At 65.6% G+C, this 20500-nt stretch carries 13 protein-coding genes; 1 reads left to right on the top strand and 12 read right to left on the bottom strand.

Going from position 1 to position 20500, the window contains the following annotated elements; all coding sequences use genetic code 11:
• Positions 1-222 precede the first annotated feature (222 nt).
• Positions 223-867, top strand: coding sequence for a hypothetical protein (locus AC5P8C_RS08685; protein ID WP_010484059.1), 645 nt, complete (start codon positions 223-225; stop codon positions 865-867).
• A gap of 176 nt (positions 868-1043) precedes the next feature.
• Here AC5P8C_RS08685 and AC5P8C_RS08680 read toward each other — a convergent pair whose 3' ends face one another.
• The 12 genes from AC5P8C_RS08680 to recG all read right to left on the bottom strand — a co-directional run bounded on the left by AC5P8C_RS08680 (position 1044) and on the right by recG (position 20495).
• Positions 1044-1787, bottom strand: coding sequence for a hypothetical protein (locus AC5P8C_RS08680; protein ID WP_019659990.1), 744 nt, complete (start codon positions 1785-1787; stop codon positions 1044-1046).
• Positions 1788-1856: 69 nt separating this feature from the next.
• Positions 1857-7361: an ESPR-type extended signal peptide-containing protein gene (locus tag AC5P8C_RS08675; protein WP_080112509.1), complete on the bottom strand. Its 5505-nt coding sequence runs from the start codon at positions 7359-7361 to the stop codon at positions 1857-1859.
• A gap of 63 nt (positions 7362-7424) precedes the next feature.
• Positions 7425-8132, bottom strand: a complete 708-nt coding sequence (locus AC5P8C_RS08670) for a giant cable pilus chaperone protein (RefSeq protein ID WP_019659988.1) — start codon at positions 8130-8132, stop codon at positions 7425-7427.
• Positions 8133-8149: 17 nt separating this feature from the next.
• Entirely contained in the window at positions 8150-9217 is a 1068-nt protein-coding gene (locus tag AC5P8C_RS08665) for a CblD like pilus biogenesis initiator family protein (protein WP_281162051.1), read from the bottom strand.
• Between the two features lie 62 nt (positions 9218-9279).
• A complete protein-coding gene (locus tag AC5P8C_RS08660; protein ID WP_019659986.1) occupies positions 9280-12003 on the bottom strand; it encodes a TcfC E-set like domain-containing protein in 2724 nt (907 codons plus the stop codon).
• A gap of 51 nt (positions 12004-12054) precedes the next feature.
• The gene (locus AC5P8C_RS08655) at positions 12055-12561 is read right to left on the bottom strand and encodes a CS1 type fimbrial major subunit (RefSeq protein ID WP_019659985.1); all 507 of its coding nucleotides are present in this window, start codon (positions 12559-12561) and stop codon (positions 12055-12057) included.
• A gap of 340 nt (positions 12562-12901) precedes the next feature.
• A complete protein-coding gene (locus AC5P8C_RS08650; RefSeq protein ID WP_026347019.1) occupies positions 12902-13267 on the bottom strand; it encodes a NirD/YgiW/YdeI family stress tolerance protein in 366 nt (121 codons plus the stop codon).
• A 427-nt stretch (positions 13268-13694) separates the two neighbouring features.
• Positions 13695-14765, bottom strand: a complete 1071-nt coding sequence (locus AC5P8C_RS08645) for a hypothetical protein (RefSeq protein WP_019659983.1) — start codon at positions 14763-14765, stop codon at positions 13695-13697.
• 295 nt (positions 14766-15060) lie between these two features.
• A complete protein-coding gene (locus AC5P8C_RS08640; RefSeq protein WP_049453347.1) occupies positions 15061-16338 on the bottom strand; it encodes a citrate synthase in 1278 nt (425 codons plus the stop codon).
• Positions 16339-16634: 296 nt separating this feature from the next.
• A complete protein-coding gene (locus tag AC5P8C_RS08635; protein ID WP_005410871.1) occupies positions 16635-16877 on the bottom strand; it encodes a type B 50S ribosomal protein L31 in 243 nt (80 codons plus the stop codon).
• A gap of 88 nt (positions 16878-16965) precedes the next feature.
• Positions 16966-17904: a nucleoside hydrolase gene (locus AC5P8C_RS08630; protein WP_019659981.1), complete on the bottom strand. Its 939-nt coding sequence runs from the start codon at positions 17902-17904 to the stop codon at positions 16966-16968.
• 479 nt (positions 17905-18383) lie between these two features.
• Complete coding sequence (gene recG / locus AC5P8C_RS08625; protein ID WP_019661979.1) at positions 18384-20495, bottom strand: ATP-dependent DNA helicase RecG; 2112 nt, start codon at positions 20493-20495, stop codon at positions 18384-18386.
• Between the last annotated feature and the right edge of the window lie 5 nt (positions 20496-20500).

Raw genomic sequence — 20500 nt, 5'->3', positions numbered from 1 at the left:
GTAGATGCCAACCTTGGTTGGCACCGCCTTTGTAGAGCCGAGCCATGCTCGGCTCCGGGCGCTCGCGATAGAGCAGCCGAGCATGGGCTCGGCTCTACAGGATCAACGGCACCCGTTTGCCGTGGTAGCTGCCAACCGTTGGTTGGCATCTCTGCGCCATACCCACGCAGATGTCACATCCCTGCGCTACTCTGTAGCCAGGTCGCAACAGGGAGTCATCGCATGCACCGCGCCCGTCAGCATGCTGCCAGCCAGACCCGCGAGCGGCGCCACCGCCTCGCCCACGAAGCCGCCCGCCTGATGGCCGAAGGCGGCATCCGCGACTACCACCAGGCCAAGTTGAAGGCCGCCAGCCGGCTCGGCATCCACGACGATGCCTCCCTGCCCCGCAATACCGAGATCGAAGACGCCCTGCGCGAGTACCAGCGGCTGTTCTCCGGGCCCCAGCACGGCAACGAACTGCAACGCCGCCGCGAGGCCGCGATGCGTGCGCTGGAGTTCCTGCACGGCTTCTCCCCACGTCTGGCTGGCCCAGTGCTGGACGGCACCGCCGACGCCAACAGCCCCGTGCAGCTGCACCTGCACAGCGACGACCCGGAAGCCGTGCACCGCTTCCTGGACGAGCACGGCATCCCCGCCGAATCACGGACGCGCCGCCTGCGCATGGACCGCGAACGCTGCCTGGATGTACCGGTGTGGGTGTTCAGTGCCGAGGAACTGACCTTCGACCTGGCCGTGCTGCCGTACGACGCCCTGCGCCAAGCACCGCTGTCGCCGGTGGATGAGAAGCCGATGCGGCGCGCGTCTGTCGCGCAGTTGCGGCAGGTGCTGGCCGAGGCCGAGATCACCGCGTACATCGGCGGATGACGGTGGCGCCGGCCCATGGCCGGCGAGCGCAGCGGTACCTGCCAGTGGTGGGTGCGGACCGTTGGTCCGCACCGTGCTTCAGGCAATCGATTGCTGGCCGAAGAGCAGTCGAGCGCGGCTCGACTCTACAAAAGCTGCGCTACCTGCTCTGGCAGATGGCGCCCATCATGCTCCCGCTACCAGACGAAACGGGTATCGCGCAGCGGGTCGCTGAGCAACCGCGGCAACCAGGGCGCGGGGGCCCGCTGCGGATACTCCCGCATCATCTGCGCATGCATGGCCTGCAGGTCCCGCAGCAAGCCGGCCTGAAAGTAGACGTCGTTGAACGTATCCGACCACCCACTCTTCACCCGCTCACGCTCGCCGCCCTTCAAGAGCGGCATCTGGTCCAGCGGCACGTCCAGGATCGTCGCCAGTGAGGCGTTGATCTGCGCATTCTCCACAGCGGCCTTGCGCACGGGATCCAACCGATCCCGAATCTGCCGGCAGTCGTAGGGGAAGCACCCGCCTGTGACGTTGATGTAGTCAGCGATGTCCGCCAGCATGTCGGCCTTCAGACGCCACACCACTTCGCTGTCCATCACCTGCCGCACCCGCATCGTGCGCAGTGTACTCGCCCGCACGTCCTCCGGCGTGGTGAACTCGGCCCCCCGCGTGCTGCCAGCGTGGCGCACCAGCACGATGCGATGGATCGCCTCGTGGGTGACGCCCTCGATGCGCAGCGCCGCTGTATCCGGATGTATGCGCGGCGGCGGCACGCCCAGCATCTGCCACATGTACCACAGGACCAGCAGTAGACCGGCAATGCATAGCCCGCTCATCAGCGTCCACAGATCCAGGTTCCGTGTGTAGTAGCGATAGCGCGCGCGCCAGATATAGAACGTGCGATAGCTGATGAAGCCGCTTACCCATCTGTACATTGCCATCTCCTTGGCCAGGACCCCGGCGCGACGGGGTGGATTACGCGCGTCACGCCGGGGCTCCATCGCTTACCAGCCGATGCCCACACCCACGCCCATGCTGCGTTCACCGCTGTTGGTGAACGCACCATTGAGGCTGAAGGTGGCTGAGCCCTTTTCGTTGAGCACGCGCTGGTAGCCCACCGCCATGGCGGACTCACCCTCGGCGTAGCCCACGCCCGCGCCGAGGCGGTTGTAGGTGGCCAGGCCGGCGGTGTTCATGGCCATGGCCGTCTGCGCACTGCTCATCGCGGCCATGCGGTTGAAGCGCTTGTCCATCTTGTCCAGGCGACGCTCGAAGTTGCTGATGGCGCCATCGGTGTACTCGTTGGCGCGGGCCAGCATCTTCTCCAGTTCGGCGGTATCGACCTGCGGCGTGGGCGACGACGTGTCGTCCTTCTTCGACTTCGGCTGCGGCGTGGGCGACGTGCCCTCGCCTGCCGAGGCCACCTGCGGCGAATCGCTGGCTTCCGGCGTTGGCGTGACCTGCTCGGTGGGCGCGGCCGAAGCCGTAGACAACGCACGCGAATGCGGCTGGCCATCCACGCGCTGCTCCAGACCGTCCATGCGGCCGTTGAGCTGCTGCTGCACGGCGTGCAGCTGGCCACCATTGACGGCCTCGCGGCTGCCGGCGGCGATCAGGCCGTTGGCCACGTTGGAAATGACCATGCCGTTGGTGCCCGCCAAGGTGAGCTGGGCGGTGCCGTCGCTACGGGTGGAGGGCGTTTCCTGGAAGACCGAGCGGAGCTGGGTTTCGACGCGGTCCATGCGGGAGCCGGTGGTGACTACGGCGGAGTCCAGCGTGGTGAGAGCGTCGTTGACGGTGTTCTGGTGCTGGCCCTGGATGTTGAAGCCGGGGGTGGTGACATTGCCCTCGGCGTCGATGTTGCCGCCGAGCGTGGACAGGGCGCCGCGGAGCTGGCCGATGGTGGCTGCGTCGTTGGTGTTGCGGCCGTTGGCTACGTTCACAATTCGGCGTTTCAGGTAGTCATTGCCAACAGAAACTGTGCCCACCTGATCCGCGACAGACTCAGCCCCCAATGCAACACTGCCGTCAGCGCCGCCGAGGACTTGGCTGGCTGCACCAATAGCAACACCGAATCTCGCGTTGACACGAGATCCACTCCCCACGGCGAATCCATAGAAGCCACTCTCTGAAACCCAAGCCCCCCGGCCCAGCGCAATGGAGTTGGTCGCCTCCGCCGTGGCGTAGCTCCCTAGAGCTGTCGCTCCGGTTCCACCAGCAACTGCATCACCACCAAGAGCCACACCTAGCGCTCCAGCAACTGCCCCGCGTGATTGGTCGTCAGCGCCCACCGCAAGCCAGGCCGAATCAGCTTCAACTTTCGAGAGACGAAGATTCGTCTCATGCAGCTGACCTCCATTGACAAGATCGCTGCTGTCGCCATCAATGCGTCCCTTGGCGGCTCCAGTTAGACGAGAGCCCCCAAAGTCGACCACGCCAGCAGGATCTGACGCCTCCATGAAACCACGCGACTTCAGTTCCTCCAGATGGATACGGTTGCGCGCGATATCTTGCTTCGCCTCAAACAACTGGCTACCAGTCACCGCATCACGGCTACCTGCAGCAATACGCCCATCGGCAAGATTAGACAGAACCATGCCCTGCGCACCTGCCAAGTTCAGCTGACCAACGCCATCCGCCCGGGTCGAGGGCGACTGTTGGAACGTCGCACGCAGCTGACCTTCGAGGCCATCTACGCGGCTGTCTGACCTGACCACCGCCCCATCGAGTGCAGCCAAGGCGTCTCCGACGTTGTTCTGCTTGCCACCTTGCACGCTATAGGTGGGTCCAACGACGTTTCCAAGAGCATCCACCCCTGCACTACCACCGAGTCCACCAAGAGTCTCGTTGAGCTGCGCGATTGTCGACGCATCGTCTTTCCCAATACCCCGGCTTACGTTCACCAAACGGCGTTGGTACCTGTCTCTGCCGAAGGAAACAGTATCCGGATCTGTTGCGATTGACCCGGCGCCCACAGCAACAGCCCTGACTGCGCTCGCTTCGGCCTTGCTGTCCGCGCCAAGTGCCGTCGTCTCGACTCCCGATGCACGCGAACCGACACCAAGAGCAAAAGAACTCTCCGCGTCCCTCTCCACAAACGCGCCTCTTCCAAGAGCAACAGAGTTCTTCCCACCCGCCACAGCAAATGCACCAATCGCGGTCCCTCCCTCCTGATCGATACTGGCTTGAGCAGAATCACCAATGGCAACCCCGAGAATGCCGGACCTTGCGGCCTCGCTAAAGCTGTCACTTCCAATACTCAGGAACTTCCCGGCGCTCTCGATTGCATTGACGCGCTCATTGGTCACAAACAACTGCCCACCATTCACCGCATCCGTACTGGTCGCAGAACTGATATCCCCCGCTGCCACCCCCGATACGCGCGCACCTTCCATGTCCACCAGGTGACGATCAGCACTGAACTTGACCACGCCATCCAGATCCGGATCGAAGTTATCGAAGTCCGCACGCAGCGCATCCAGCTCGACCCGGTTGTCGGTGATACGCCCGTCCTGATCCGTCAGCTGCTGCGCGTGCCCAGCCAAAGCCTGTCGCTGTGTCTCCACCGTGGCATTGGTCGCAAACAGCTGCTGCCCGGTCACCGCATCGGTGCTGCCTGCACTCAGCGTGCCGTTGGCGATGTTGTAGACGCGTCGCTTGGCTCCGGTCTTGTTGGCGACATCCACGATGGTGCCGGTGTTCTCTGCCCCCAGGCGGACATTGCCACTGGCAGACACCTGGCCCACCAGTCCGCCCAAGGCATCAGCCTTCTGCACAGCGCCATCAGCCACGCCACGGGCGGCGTCGGCCGCCGTCTTCGCCGCGGTTGCCGCCGTGCGCACGCTGGTCACTTCGCTATTGGTGGCATTGAGCTGCTGCCCGGTCACTGCATCCGTGCTGGACGTACTGAGCACGCCATTGGCCAGATTCCGCAGCTTGCGTTTGGCGCCGGTCTTGTTGGCCACGTCGACGACGGTGCCGGTGTTGTCTGCACCCAGGCGCACGTTGCCGCCTGCCGATACCTGCCCCACCAGGCCATCCAACACCGCCACGCGCGCCTGCGCACCGTCCGCGGTCGCCTTCACAGCAGCCACGCTGGTGTTGGTGGCATGCAGCTGCCTGCCGGTCACCGCTTCACTGCTGGACGTACTCAAGGCGGCATCCGCCACGTTGACCACTTTGCGCTTCAACGAGCCATTGCCCACCGAGACCTGATTGGTCCCAGTCGTCGCTGAGCCATTGCCGAGCGCAACAGCGCCCGCGTGTGCCGCATTGGCACGATCACCAAGGGCCAACGCGCTCTGTGCCGTGGCACTGGCCTGATTACCCAGTGCGGAGGCATACAGGCTGCTGGCAACGGCGCCGCGCCCAACGGCCGTGGCCTGGTTGGCCGACGCGTTGCTCTGGAAGCCTAGTGCCGTTGCGTGCGTGCCTTTGCCGGATGCCTCATGACCGACGGCAATACCACGATCACCCGTTGCCACAGCGTCCAGTCCAAGTGCCACCGCACCGTTGCCACTGCGGGTTCCAGCACCGATGGACACACCCGCGTTGCCACTGATCTTGTTACCCGCGTCATCCACCGTCGCGCGAGCGTCTGCGCCCATGGCGACGCTCTTGCCGTTGTAGGCTTTGGCGTTGTTGCCCAGCGCCGTACTGATGCCGTAGCTGCCCTGCTCCGCGACAGCTCCCGCGCCAAGGGCCACTGCGCTGGCGTTCAGCCGTGCAGCCGTTGCGTCGGCTGCTGCCTGCGCCTTGCTGACATTGGTATTGGTGGCGTTGAGCTGCTTGCCCGTGACTGCCTCGGTGCTGGTCGTGCTCAGCGCTCCATCCTTCAAACCAGAGATACTGCGAACTGCGTTGGACTTGTTGCGCACATCCAGCACGGTGCCGGTGTTCTCGCCGCCAAGACGCACGTTGCCGCTGGCCGAGACCTGGCTGACCAGGCCACTGACCGCATTGGCCTTGGCCAATGCCGTGTTGGCATTGGTATTGGCCGTATTGGCCGTGGACTGTGCCGCCGTGGCTGTCGTCTTCGCTGCATCGGCAGCGGTCTGGGCCCTGGTCACGTTGGTGTTGGTGGAATTGAGCTGCTTGCCGGTAACCGCATCGGTACTGGTACTGGACAGCCTCGCATCAGCCAGATTGACGATCCGGCGCTTGGTGGCCCCGCTACCTACCGAAACCGTATTTGCCTCGGCCGCAACAGAACCCCGACCCAGTGCAATGGCGCCGGCAGCACTCGTGGATGCGCCGTAGCCAATGGCAATGCTGTCGTGGCTGGCAGTGCTGTTGGCGCCGAGGGCAATGGCGCCGTTGTATCCATCTGCGCCCGCTCGCGAATCGGCACCAATCGCTATCGCGCCCTCGGAACTGCCATGGTCGACACGAGAGCCACTACCTACCGCGACACCATTGCGTCCATTTACATAGGCCGAATTTCCATAGGCTGTCGCACCAATGCCCACCGCACTCGAACGAGTGCCGACGGCGGTTGTGTGAGTACTGCCAGCCAGCGCTTCGAAGCCAACGGCAATTCCATACTCATCACTGGCCAAGGCAGATTTCCCAAGGGCAGTCGCTCCTCGCCCTGATGCCTGAGCCCCGCGCCCCATGCCAAGCGCGCCCTCGCCCAACGCCCGCGCTTCATAGCCCAGGGCAATAGCATCGTTCTCGGCCTTGGACAGACCGCCCAGTGCGATTGCCCCCGTCCATCCATCCGAGCCGGCAAACGAGCCCCCGCCGATGGCGATGCGAGACACGCCAGCGGAACTGTCCACGGTCTTTGCACTTCGCCCAATTGCGATGGCGTCGTCGCCAATGGCCGTCGCGTGGTTGCCCACTGCGATTGAGTATGCGCCAAATGCTTTGGCTACTGTTCCCACTGCAGTTGCGTACTTTGCCGTTGCCTGGCTCAGATACCCCAGCGCGTGCGCGCTATCTGCAGATGCAATGGCCGAAGCTCCAAGCGCGACAGACGACTTCCCACTGGAGTTGGCCTGTCGGCCAATCGCAACTGCGCTCGAGGCGGATGCTTTTGAATCGTTACCCATCGCTATGGCCGAGCCCCCAGTTGCCTGAGCGTTGGCACCCACAGCGACGCTGTAGTGTTCACCGGCAAGCGCCCTCCAGCCGAACGCAGCGGAGTAGAAGTTCTCGGACCTCGCCTCCGGACCCACGGCCGAACTGCCATAGCCATTGGCTTTCGCTTGATAGCCAAGTTCCAGCGCATTGATGCCCGCACGTGGCGTAGCTGAGAACAGCGAGTATGCGGAAGAAGATCCTGCGCGCACCTCCGAGTTCAAGCACAGCGCCTGCCAGATGGATTCATCGCACTCATCAGCCGCAATGATGTCGCCAGCTTCTGCTGAGGGAACCGCAAGAACAAGCCCAAGCAACACTGCGCCCGCAGCCGTTGACCGCGGCTTACCTGCGCTCGACGCCAGTTCGCTGGCAACAACCCAGCATTGGCGGGTTCGATTCCACACACGTCTGTAGATACGGTTCATTGCTTACTCCTTAACAGCCAGTTCAAGTGAAAGCCCGCCAGCCCTGCTGGCGGGGCCGGGGAATCAACCAGCGCTGGGCGCCAGGGTCTGTACGTGCTCGCGATAGCCATCGCGGGTCAGGCGGTAACGCAGCTGCAGCGTGTGTCCGGGCTGCACGGGGAACGGCAGCTCCAGCGCACTGCCGGGATACAGGCTTCGCGACACGTCGTGCGCGGTGCAGCGCGCACCATCGCAATCGGCGATGCTGGTAATGCCTACGCGCACCGTGCCGGTGTTGCGCAGGCGGTTGCCTTCCACCTGTACCGCCATGGCTGGCTGCGCGGGCAGCACATTGACCAGCGCGCCCCAGACCAGGCTGACGCCGATGTTGGCCTGCGCGCGCTCGCCCTCGCCTGCGTGCTCAATCCCTTCAGGGCCACGCACACCTTCGAAGTACACGCGGTAGGCGGTTTCCTTCTCGACCGGCTGCAGCGGAATCACCCGGATCAGGCGATTGCCGCCACCGGCCAGCGCGAACTTGCCGGGGGTGATGGCGATGGCCGCTTCGCCGGGCTCGACCTCAACCTCCTGCTCGTCTGCGCCGGCGGGATTGACGATGCGCTTGATCGAGGCCTGCACGTACTGCGGCTGGGTGGACTGCGAATAGATGCGGATCTGCGCGCCCTTCTTCACGTCTACCGACGTGCGCATGGGGTGCACGGTGAGATTGGCGTGGGCAGGCATCGCCATCAGCAGCGACAAGGGAAGCAGGCAGCGAATGAGAGGTTTCATCGGGGGCTCCGTGGGAATCAGGGCGTGACAGTGGGAACGCGCAGTTCCACCTTGAGATCGCCGTCGTAGTAGCCGGGGCGCTTGCTGCTGACCGGCACGCGGGGGGTTTCCAGCGTCAATGGCGTGGGCACGCAGAACACCGGCTGCGTCATGCCGGGTAACAGCACCAGGCGCAGATTTGCTGTATCGATGCCATGCAGCAGCTGCTCCACACCGTTGCGCATGGGCAAGGCGCTGCCGTTGTGATCGAGGGTGATGGTGTAGTCCACGCGCTGCGTGGCGTCGCTGCCGCCGTCGGTATGCCAGACCGAGTAGCCGGAAGGCCCCGGAGGACGCGGCCCGCTGTCGCGCACGGTGACGCCCAGGTACTGGCTCTGCGAGCCCAGTCCGTCGTACAGGCACATGTCGAGTTGGGTTCGCCCTCCCACGGTCTGGGCGATCGGGTCGTACTGCAGGTTCAGGCCGACGTGCGGGGTGACCTGATCGAAGAGCGGGAAGTAGATGGAGACCGCGTTGTAGTCGGTGATGGTGAAGTCGAAGGAGACAGTATTGGTATGCACCGCGGCTTGCTTTGGATCCACTCTGAGGTCCAGGAGGAGTTCGGCCCGCCAGTGCCCCGCAACCAATAGGCTCAGCTCTTCTTGTGGAAGTACAAGCGTTACCCCTGTACCTAGTGGGGAATCAATACTGCACATATCCCAGTAGGCAGAATCCATCGGTCGTATTGCAGTTCCCCAGAAGTCGTTGGAACAGGCGCGACCTGAAAGGATGCGTCGCAACCACCCCTTCACTCTCACCTCAGTTGACAGGCCAGATCGTTGCTCGACCATCCGAAGTACAACTTCCGAAGCTCCGGCAAGGAACTGTTCATGGCCAGATGTGCTGCAACTACCTTTTGAAGGATCCACACTGGATCGGCAGGTCAGATGTATCTGGCCAAGCTTGCGCGACACGTCACGACTGAAGCCCAGAACCGTCCTGTCTGGCCAGATCTCCAGATCACCTGGCATGGAAGATCGATCCCACCCAAGCGTCACCTGCTGAACTATCGGACTGGGGTCGGTCTCCGGCGGCTGCTGCGCCATCGCCCGCGGCGCCAGCACCACCAGCGCACACAGCACCGCCATCACCCACCACACCCGCCGGTTCACTGCGCACCTCCCGCGGCCGCGGTCTGCGGCGTGGCGGCAATCAACGCCTGCTCCTGCAGCAGTCGCGTCACCCGTGCCTGATGGCGGATATCGGGCGGCAGCTGCGCCACGGCCAACGGTTCGCACTGCACGGCGCCCACCAGCATCACCACGCTGCGGCGCTCGCGCACCTGCAGCGGGCAGTGCAGCAGCCGGTCGTCCTGCAGCAGGTACAGGGTCTTTTCGCGTCGTGGGAAGTCGGCCACGAAGCCTCCATTGCTGCCGGTGCCGGGCACCGGCGCGTTGAGAATGCGGGCGCCGCGCAGCGGTGCACCGGCGATGTCGTGGGCGTTGCCGATGAAGGTGTAGGTCACTTCAATCGGCACCGGCATGCGCACCAGCCGCCCGGGCGAGAGGAACAGCGGGCGCGCACCGCCCGCACCGCTCACACGCACCGCGGCGATGCTGTCCAGTGCGCTGGCGTCCTGCACTTCGGCGCGGTGCGATTGGTAGGCGGACACCGGCAGCAGGCGGCGTTCGCCCAGCTTCAGCCGCTGTCGGCGCAGCCCGCCTACCTGCAGTTCGGCGGCCACGCCGGTCAGGTCCAGGTCGTCGGTGCCATCCACCTGCACTGCCAGCCCGGCATCGGCGCCCACGCCTGCGCCCCAGTACAGCCCGCGCGAGCCGATGGCCAGGCCGGAACTGTGCGTAGCGCTGTACGCCACTTCATTGCCCCCCTGGTGCTGGTAGCGCGATACCGTGGCACCGGTCTGGCCGATGCGGTTCTGCAGCTGCCCGCTGAGCGTGGCGCTGTAGCGTTCGTTGTTGTTGCCGCGCAGTTCGCCCGACACTTCGCGGTACTGGTCTTCGTATTCCTGGCGCAGGGTCTGGCCGGCGCTGTAGTTGACGTCGGGCCGCGTGTGCTGCGGCTGGCGCACATCCAGGCCGTAGCGGCGCTGTGAGCTACCGCGATCACCGCGCTGCAGGCGGTTGAGGCTGAAGTTGAAATAGATGCCGCGATCGCGTCCATCGCGCAGGCCGCCGCCACTGGTCTGCTGCCACACGCCGATGCGGCTGGAGACACTGAACTCGCCCCAGCGCTGGCTGCGGCTGTAGCTGGCCTGCCAGATGCGGCTGAGCTGCGGCACGCGCGTGGGCTGCGGCAGCCACGGCGGCAACAGCGGGTCCAGCCCAGCCAGCGGATCATCCCCCAGCCCTGGTTGCACGGTGCCTGCGCGCCAGGTCTGGCGGCGGGTGTAGGCCACGTAGGCATTGCCGCCCGCCACCGGCAGCGCCATCGAGGCGCTGAGCGAGTCGGCACAGCCGAGCCGGTCGCGCGCGTCGTCCTCGAACTGGCAGGCGCGGCCGCGCATGCGCTGGTGGTACACATTCCACGAGGCGCGGCGACGGTAGGACAGCTGGTGCTGCTGGCCACGGCTGCCGTCGCTGCCGTGCATGCCGCTGAAGGTGCCGCGGATCTCCTGGGTGGCGAACACGTGGCGCAGGTCCAGCCGCAGTTCGCCATAGCTGAAGCCACCGAGGTCGGCGACACCGGCCGTCACTGCCACGTTGCGCGATACCGGCACGCGCAGGCCGGCCATCGCTGCCAGCTCGTCGTTGAAACGGTCGCTGCGGCGCTCGTTACGGCGGCCGCCCTGCATGAACCACTGCACGCTGCTGTCGATCCAGTCGCCGCCCTTGTCGAACGGCGCGTCCTCGCTGCGCACCAGCACACCGTCTTCGTAGATGCGCAGGGTGACGGTGTAGTTGCCCAGCGGAAACCGGCGCGTATCGAGCTGGTTGATGCCGGCCTGCAGGTAGAAGGTCTGCAGCAGGCGCTCTCCGTCGAAGGCATCCACCCGTGCATCGCGTGCCAGCAGCACGGTGAGCGGCGTGGCCTGCACGGCGGCGGCGGAATCCACGTACGCCTGCGTGGTGCCGAGGCGCAGGCCCTGGAAGCGGTCCATCGGCAGCATGCTGAAACTGAAGGTGCCACCCTGCGGGCTGCTCAGGTTGCGGCGGTCCATGCGCCCGGCCTGCAGGTAGTGCTGCTGCCCCAGGTCATGGCGGTAATAGGCGTTGTCCAGCTGGAAGTCGCGGTTGGCGCGGCCGCCGCGATAGTGCTGCTGGCTGAAGGTCCAATCGGCAGACAGGTGCCCGCGCTGCAACACGCCCAGCGCGCCCATGCCCTGCGCGGCCAGCGACTGGTAGCCGCGGCCGCCGCTGACATTGAGCGTGTGCTGGTGCAGAAAGGCGTTTTCGGCATTGGCGCTGACCTGGTGGTAGCGCTCGGCGGCCGGTTCGCCGGGAATCCATTGGCGGGCGACGAACAGGCGCACCGCGCCCTCGCCTTCGTCATACAGCGCGCGCACGGCGGTGGGCTCCTCGGGGGGATCGATGTAACCGCAGCCGGCGCTGGCGCCGCCGTAACGGCAGGCCAGATGGCTGTTGCGCGGCAGCGGCTGCGACAGCGCGGGCAACAACGCGGCCTGTGCCTCGGCGGGCAGCTGCAATGCCTGCAGCGCCTCGGCCGGGGCTTCCAGCTGCACGTGTTCCAGGGTCACGCGCACCGGCACCAGCCCCGTCGAACGGCCGAACAGGCGTACCTCGAGTTGTTCGGTCTGGCCTTCGACCAGATCCTCGAAGCCGGCGGGAACGCCGCGCGCCGCGACCACGGGCATGGCCAACGACAGGGCAAGCGCGACCGCCAGCCGGGTAACGGCGGGTGCGGGAGATTTCATGGGGGTGTTACCGGAAGCGGCCGGCCCGGAATGCGGGCCGGCACGGGCGCCTTACGGGCTGGCGGTCTTCTGCTGCATGGCGATGGTGACGATGCCTTCGTAGGTACCGCCCTTGGCGATCGGCTCCTGCTTGGTCTGCGCGATGCGCAGCGGCATCGGGATCGATGCGCCCTCCAGTGCGCCGTCGAACAGGTCGGACGCAGCGAAGTCCTGCGCGGCCACGGCCAGCGCCTTGCCGTTGAGGCTGACAGTCAGCGGCACCGGGGCACCGCTGCCATCGGTATTGAGCAGCTGCGGAGCGCTGCCGACGCGCACTTCGATGTCCTTGTCTTCGTCGTTGGAGTAGATGCGCACCTGCTGGGTCCACGGCACCAGGCCGGTGACCGGGTTGTGGACCATGTTGACCACCGAATCCAGCGCGGTGCCATCGGCCTTGAGCAGGGCCAGGGTCGGGTCGACGTTGGCCCAGACCTTGATGTCGGCGTCGAACGCGTTGGCGGACAGCGAAACAGTGGCCAGCGCTGCAGCGAGCGTGGCCTTCTTCAGAATGGCGTGCATGTGTGTCTCTCTCGGACAGGGGGAATATGAAAGCCCCCCTCCCCAAGGAGAAAGGGAGGGAGGCGCCGCCCGTGGAGGTGGTCACGGGCGACGAGAGAATGGTAGGTAGGCCTACCGCACGCAGGCCATGCAACAATTCCTAAATAACTGAACGTTAAGAAGAATTCTTGAGGGCTTTCAATGTTTGAGGATTATGCAAATTTCCTCACGACTTGAATGCAAGAAACCTCATTGCGTTGCATTTGTAGCGTCGAGTGATACTCGACTATCGCTTGAGGCGCACCGTGTGCGCATGAGTCGAGCACCGCTCGATGCTACGTGTAGAAATCGCGAACGACCTTCAATGCGCAGGCACCACGGCGACGTGCTCCACGTCGATGTCGGTGGGCTTGAAGCGGTGCGTATCCACCTCTCCGTGCAGCTCCACCACGGTGGTCGCGCTGACGGCCTGGTGGCTGGGCAGATCCTTGTCGTCGATTTCCACATCGATCTCGCCGGTGGCGTCCTTGAAGCGGTAGCGCTCGTGGCCGATCCTGGCCACCAGCGTGCCCCGCAGCACCACCGGCTGGTCGTCACGCTGGGCGCGCGCCTCGGCCACCGTGGTGACGGCATGGGTGGCGCCCGGGCCGGTGTACTGGGCGAAGGCCCCAGCGCTGAGCAGGCTCAACGTGGTGGCGATGAGCGCAAGGGTGAGTCGTCGGTTCATGGTGTTGTCCATGCAGGGATAAGTGCCCACAGCTTCCCTCGCCTCGATAGTGACGCCCATGCAATAACTCCGAAAAGATGTGAAAACGACATCCGACGTCAGAAACCATTCATCGCGGACCGGACGCGTCTTTCAGGATCCATTCCGAGCGGATTTTCTGCGGCCTTCCGTCGTGTGCTGGAATGTTCGCCGAGCCGGTATGCGGAGTCGTAGTTCAGCTGCCGCGTCTTGCTTTTGTAGCGTCGAGCAGGACTCGACGCTGCAGACACATGCTCACGCACGACGGGATGGCATCAGGCCGCCTTACGGCGGCCTGACGGCTCCACTCAACGATGCAATCTCAGAAGAAGATTGCGTACAGGATCAGCAGCGGAATCGGCACGCCCAACAGCCAGAGCAGAATCATTTTCATCTCAGGTCTCCTCGTTCAAAGGTCGCGGCGGCGGCCGCCCCAGGTGGCGCTGAGGCTGGCGAAGAACGCGCCGATCAGCAGGGTGATGAACAGCCACAGCGCGGCATACGCTGCGGCCTTGCGGGCATCGTCGGCCGCCTGCTTGGCGGTGGTCTTTGCCTTCTCCAGCGCGGCACGCATGCGCGTCTGCACATCGGTCACACGGGCCTGCGCTTCGGCCGGGCTCATGCCGGTCTCGCGCGCGATCAGCTGCGACAGGTACTGGGTGTCGGCCGGGTCCAAGCCCTCGCCCTGCAGGCTGTTGACGATGATGCGGTTCACTTCGGCGCGGACTTCGCGGCGGTCGCCCACCGGGCCGTTGCCCGGCATCGGGCGTGGCGGCGGACCCATGCGCGCGTCGCGCGGGCCGACACTAGCGGCCGGCGGCGGCGGCGAGGGAGCATTCGGATCCATCGGCGCACCCGGCGGCGGCGCTGTCGGATCAGACGGCCCTGCGCTGGTCGCGCTGCGGAACAGTGAATCGACCCAGTAGTTGAGGTCGCCTTCCGGAGCCGCGCCGGCAGCGCTACCGGCACCTGCGGCGCCAACGCCGGCCGTGGATGCGGCAGCGCCTGCAGTGGCACCCGCCACCTTCGCGCCCGTGCCGAGCACGCCGCCGATGGCCGAGGTCAGCAGGCCCGCAGTCAGCAGCGTGGCCACGGCCCACGACACGAAGCCGTGCGCGGTATCGCGGAAATAGGTTTCATCGCCATGGATCTGCGTCCACTTGGTGCGCAGGCGGCCGGCCAGATAGCCGCCCAGACCCGATGCGGCCAGTGCGGTGAAGGTGAGCCAGGCGATGCTGGACCAGCCGAATTTTTCCTTGCTGACGCCTTCGAACGACCACGGCGACACCGAGGAGAGGCCAAGGCCGACACCGAGGATGAGCAGGATGAGGGAGAGTGCGGCGGCAGCGGCGGCACCTGCGAAGATCGCGCCCCAGGAAACGGCGCTTTCGCTGGGAGGGGCGACGATGGGGGCGGTGACGACAGTGGCGACGTCGGGACCAAGCGGGCCGCGCTCGGGTGGGTCGAATCGGGTACTCATCGGGATGGACGCTCCATTTCAGGTGCTGCGGATGCAGCTGGCGTCCTGAGGCTGCGCGAGCGGTTGTGAAGCTGGCGAGACCCTTGAATCACGCGGTCTTGGCGCGATGAAGCGCGTGCCAACCAAGGTTGGCACCTACCGGAGGCGGATGCGGTGGTAGATCCACGCCATGCGTGGATGATTTTTCGCGGGCGCCGAAATCGTGCGGACCAACGGTCCACACCTACCAGGTCCGCGCGAAAAAAAAAGACGCCCCGCGGATGCGGGGCGTTCTCGGCACAACCTACGCGGGCGATCAGCCCTGGTAGTCGCGCACGTCGCTGCCGGTGTAGACCTGGCGCGGACGGCCGATCTTCATTTCCGGGTCGACCTGCTGTTCCAGCCAATGCGACACCCAGCCGGAGGTACGGCCCAGGGCGAACATGACGGTGAACATCTCGGTCGGGATCTGCAGCGCCTTGTAGATGATGCCGCTGTAGAAATCGACGTTCGGGTACAGCTTGCGGGCGACGAAGTACTCGTCCTGCAGCGCGGCCTGTTCCAGCTTCACGGCCACGTCCAGCAGCGGATCCTGCACGCCCAGCTGCTTGAGCACCTTGCTGGTCATCTCGCCGATGACCTTGGCGCGCGGGTCGAAGTTCTTGTAGACGCGGTGGCCGAAGCCCATCAGGCGGAAGCCGGAGGTCTTGTCCTTGGCCTTGACCACGGCGGACTCGACGTTGTCGGCAGTGCCGATCTCTTCCAGCATCTTCAGCACGGCTTCGTTGGCACCGCCGTGGGCCGGACCCCACAGCGCGGTGACGCCAGCGGCGACCGACGCGTACGGGTTGGCACCGGTCGAACCGACCAGGCGCACGGTCGAGGTCGAGGCGTTCTGCTCGTGGTCGGCGTGCAGGATGAACAGCAGGTCCAGCGCCTTGACCACGTCCGGGTTCAGATCGTACTGGCCGTCAGCCGACTCGAAGGTCTGCTTCAGGAAGCGGCTGACATAGTCCAGCGAGGTGTCCGGCTTGTTGGCCGGCAGGCCCTTGCCGTGGCGGTAGATCAGCGCCGACAGGGTCGGCACCTTGGCGATCAGGCGCACGGCGGCCTGGCGGCGCTGTTCGGCGTCGGACAGGTCCAGCGAGTCGTGGTAGATGGCCGACAGCTGCGCGATCGCAGCGGCCAGGATGGCCATCGGGTGGGCATCCTTGGCGAAGCTGCCGATCAGGGTGTTGATCGACTCATCGACGTTGGCTTCGGCGGTCAGCTCATCGGTGAAGGCCTTCAGCTGCTCGGCGCTCGGGCGCTCGCCGTTGATCAGCAGGTAGGCCACTTCGACGTAGCTCGACTTTTCCGACAGCTGTTCGATCGGGTAGCCGCGGTACAGCAGCACGCCCTTGTCGCCGTCGATGTAGGTGATGGCGGACTTGCAGCTGGCCGTCGCGGTGAAGCCGGAATCGTAGGTGAAATACCCCGTTTCCTTGGTCAGCTTCGCGATGTCGACGCAGTCGTTGCCAAGGGTGGGTTTGATGACGGGCAGAACGACCGACTTGTCGCCGGCGTTGAGCGTGACCTGATCAAGATCGGACACTGTGTGCGCTCCTTCATGGGAAGGCGCCTGCCCAAGCGCATTGGTCAGGCACGTGAATGACGTCCTCGGCCTGTGCCGGGGATCAGGTCATTATCGCACAGCAGCATTTGCCCGGCGCTAGACAGAAGTCGTATACGACAGGCAGCCAGACGCCGGCCGTTGAGCGGCCCGGATCGGCAAAAGCGTTGTCACACGAACGCAGTGTTCCGTCCATCCAAACGCCCGTTGGGTTGGCGTTGGGGAAAAACAAACGGCCGCGCAGAGCGCGGCCGTTGGTTCGAAGCTGGATCGACAGATCAGCGCGCGTAGCGCTTCTGGAACTTGTCGATACGGCCCGAGGTGTCGATGACCTTGTGCTTGCCCGTGTAGAACGGGTGCGAAGCCGAGGAAATTTCAACCTTGACCAGCGGGTATTCGTTGCCGTCTTCCCACTGGATGGTTTCCTTCGTCGCCATGGTCGAGCGGGTCAGGATCTTGAAATCGGAGGTGACGTCATGGAAGACGACGTCGCGGTAGTTCGGATGGATATCGGCCTTCATGGGCTCACACCGTAAATGGGCTGGTGGTCAAGAGCGGCATTATAAGCACCGGTTGCCACCCGGGGCAACCGGTGCCGGGCCACGGACGTCAGTCCGCGCCCAGGGCCTGGCGCACCAGGGCCTCGAAACGCTGCTGGTCGTAGGCCATCAGCAGATCGCAGTTGTCCGGCTGGCCGGTCTGGCGGTTCCAGTCGACGATGGTGGCGCCGCGGCTGAACGTGCCGTTCAGCTCCACGTTCAGCGGGCGCGACTCGACCCGCAACTGCCCTTCGGGGTTCAGCGCCCAGGCCATGGCCACCGCATCGGCGGTGTACCAGCGGCCGCCCTTGCTGTCTTCGGACAGGCCCCGGGTCTTGCGCGAGATCAACTCGTAGAAGCGGGCGCGATCGGAATCGGCCTGCAGCCACTTCTCGGCGTCCTGCAGCGGCAGGCCATGGGCGACGGTGGCCTCCCAGTCCGACACCAGCAGGTGCTTGAACGAGGTGAACACCACGTGCGCCGCTTCCGGGTCGAACGCAATATTGAATTCGGCCGCCGGGGTGATGTTGCCGTGGCAGGTGACCGCGCCGCCCATCACCACGATGCGCTTGATGCGCTCGGGCAGGGTCGGGTCCAGCTTCAGTGCCAGGGCAAGGTTGGTCAGCGGGCCCAGCATCACCAGCATCAGTTCGCCGGCGTGCTCGTGCGACAGGCGCAGGATGGCCAGTGCAGCGTGCTCGGCTTCGGCCTGGCGGCTGGGCGGCGGCAGGTCCACGTCGCCGTAGCCGTCACGGCCATGCACGTGGGCAGCGTCGACGGAGGGATGCAGCAGCGGATCCGGGCTGCCGGCAAACACCGGCACGTCGGGGCGGCCGACGATGTCGCAGAGCTTGAGGGCGTTGCGAACGGTGTACTCGAGGCCGACATTGCCGGCGGCGATGGTCAGGGCGACCACGTCGTGCCGTTCATCGGCGAAGGCCATCAGCAGGGCCAGGGCGTCGTCCACACCGGGGTCGGTGTCGATCAACAGCGGGATCTTGTGGGTCATCGTTGCCGTCTTCAGATCGGCAACGAAGTGTGGACCGGGATGATGACCGTTGCAAGTACGGGGTGTTGGGGTTCTGGCAGGGCTGCGCCCTGCACCCGCAGAGGCAGGAGCAACGGCAACGGCAACAGCAACGTCGAAAGCTGGTTTCCTGGGGTATGGCGGGGTGGGTCCGGTGGCGGGGGACGCTGCAAGTACGTCCATGTAAGCTCGGTCGCCGCATCCATGCGGCTCACGCCCCCGCAACCGGACCCACCCCGCCTTCGACAGTTCTCCGCAGCTGTTAGTGGGTGTCGACCTTGGTCGACACATCCACGCGATGCGTGGATGAAGATGGAAATGATCGAAAGGCTCTCTGTAGAGTCGAGCCATGCTCGACTCACGCGCGCAGCGCGAACGGCAGCCGAGCATGGGCTCGGCTCTACAGTAGATCCACGCCATGCGTGGATGGGCATGCCGGGAATGGGGTCAGAGCCCGTGCCTTACGCCGAGGCGTAACGCACGGCGGTGCCGATCCAGCGCTGCACCACGCGGTCGGCCAGCGTGGGTTGCTGGGCCAGCAGGCGCTCGGCCAGATCGTGCACGCCGGGCAGCAGGCCGGCATCGCGGGCCAGGTCGGCGATGCGGAAACCGGCCAGGCCGGTCTGGCGCGTGCCTAGCAGTTCGCCGGGGCCGCGCAGTTCCAGATCCTTTTCGGCAATGACGAAACCATCGTTGGTTTCGCGCATGGTCTGCAGGCGTTCGCGTGCCATCTGCGAGAGCGGGGCCTGGTACAGCAGCACGCAGCGCGACACCGCCGAACCGCGGCCAACACGGCCGCGCAGCTGGTGCAGCTGGGCCAGGCCGAGGCGTTCGGCGTTCTCGATCACCATCAACGAGGCGTTCGGTACGTCCACGCCCACTTCGATGACGGTGGTCGCCACCAGCAGGTCGATCTGCCCGGCCTTGAACGCCACCATCGTGGCCAGCTTTTCCGCAGCTTTCAGGCGGCCATGCACCAGCCCCACGCGTACGCCGGGCAGCAGCGCCTGCAGCGATTCGTAGGTGGCCTGCGCGGGCGTGGCGTCCAGCTCTTCGCTTTCCTCGATGAGCGTGCACACCCAGTACACCTGCCGCCCTTCCTGGCAGGCCAGCGCGATGCGCTCGATCAGTTCCGGGCGCCGGTCATTGTTGAGTGCGACCGTCTGCACCGGTGTACGCCCCGGCGGCAGTTCGTCGATGGCCGACACATCCAGGTCGGCGTATTCGGACATCGCCAGCGTGCGCGGAATCGGTGTTGCGGTCATCACCAGCTGGTGCGGCACGCTGTTGCCGCCTGCGCCCTTGTCACGCAGCGCCAGTCGCTGATGCACGCCGAAGCGGTGCTGCTCGTCGACGATGGCGAGCGCCAGATCCTGGAACACCACCGCCTCCTGCATCAGCGCGTGGGTACCAACCACCACCTGCGCTTCGCCGCTGGCGACCTGCTCCATCACCTTGGCGCGCGCCTTGCCGGTGACTTTGCCGGCCAGCCAGGCGATGCGCACACCGAGCGGTTCCAGCCAGCCGCGCAGGTTGTTGAGATGCTGTTCGGCCAGCAGCTCAGTCGGTGCTGCCAGCGCGACCTGCTTGCCCTGCTCCACCGCCAGCATCGCCGCCAGCGCGGCGACCACGGTCTTGCCGGAACCCACATCGCCCTGCACCAGCCGCAGCATCGGGCTGGGGCGCGCGAGGTCCTCGCGGATCTGCTTGAACACCCGCGCCTGCGCGCCGGTCAGCGCGAACGGCAATTGCTTCAGCAGCGCCTTGGCCAGCTTGCCGGGGCCGGCCAGCGGCGGTGCATGGTGCGCCTGCAGCGCGATACGCTGGCGACGCAGGCTGAGGTGGTGGGCCAGCAGCTCTTCCATTGCCAGGCGACGCTGCGCTGGATGAGTGCCGGCCGCCAGCGCGGCCAGGTCGGCATCGGGCGGCGGCCGGTGCACGGTCAGCAGCGCGCTGCGCAGTGACGGCAGCCCGAGGCCATCGAGCCAGCCGCTGGGCAGCAGTTCCAGCGTGCTTTCCTCCGGCAGGCGGTCCAGCGCCTGGCCGATCAGCTTGCGCATGGTCATCGGGCCGACGCCTTCGACGGTGGGATACACCGGGTCGAGGCAGTCGCCGAGTTCGGGATCGTCGTTGCGGCCCAGCACCTGGTAGCTGGGATGGACGATTTCCAGGCCGAGGTGGCCCGGCTTGGGCGTGCCGAAGCAGCGCAGCCGGTTGCCGACCGCGAACTGGCCGACCTGCTGCTGGCGGAAATGGAAGAAGCGCAGCACCAGGGTGCCCTGCCCTTCGTCTTCCACCGCTACTTTCAGCATCGGCCGGTAGCGCATGCCGCGCTCGACCGCGACCACCCGCCCTTCCACCTGCGCCGGCACGCCGTTGCGCAGGTCTTCGATGCGGGTCAGCCGGGTCCGGTCTTCATAGCGCAGCGGCAGATGAAGCCAGAGATCCTGCAGGGTGGCCAGGCCACGCGCCTGCAGTTTGGCGGCCACGGCCGGACCGACGCCCGCGAGCATCGCCAGGGATGCTTCGCCGGACGGTGACAGGACCGGGGTGACCGCCGCCTTGCGTGCCACGTGGC

Source organism: Stenotrophomonas sp. YJH_SMC_46, assembly GCF_059370315.1.
This window is presented reverse-complemented; position numbering and strand designations above follow the sequence as displayed.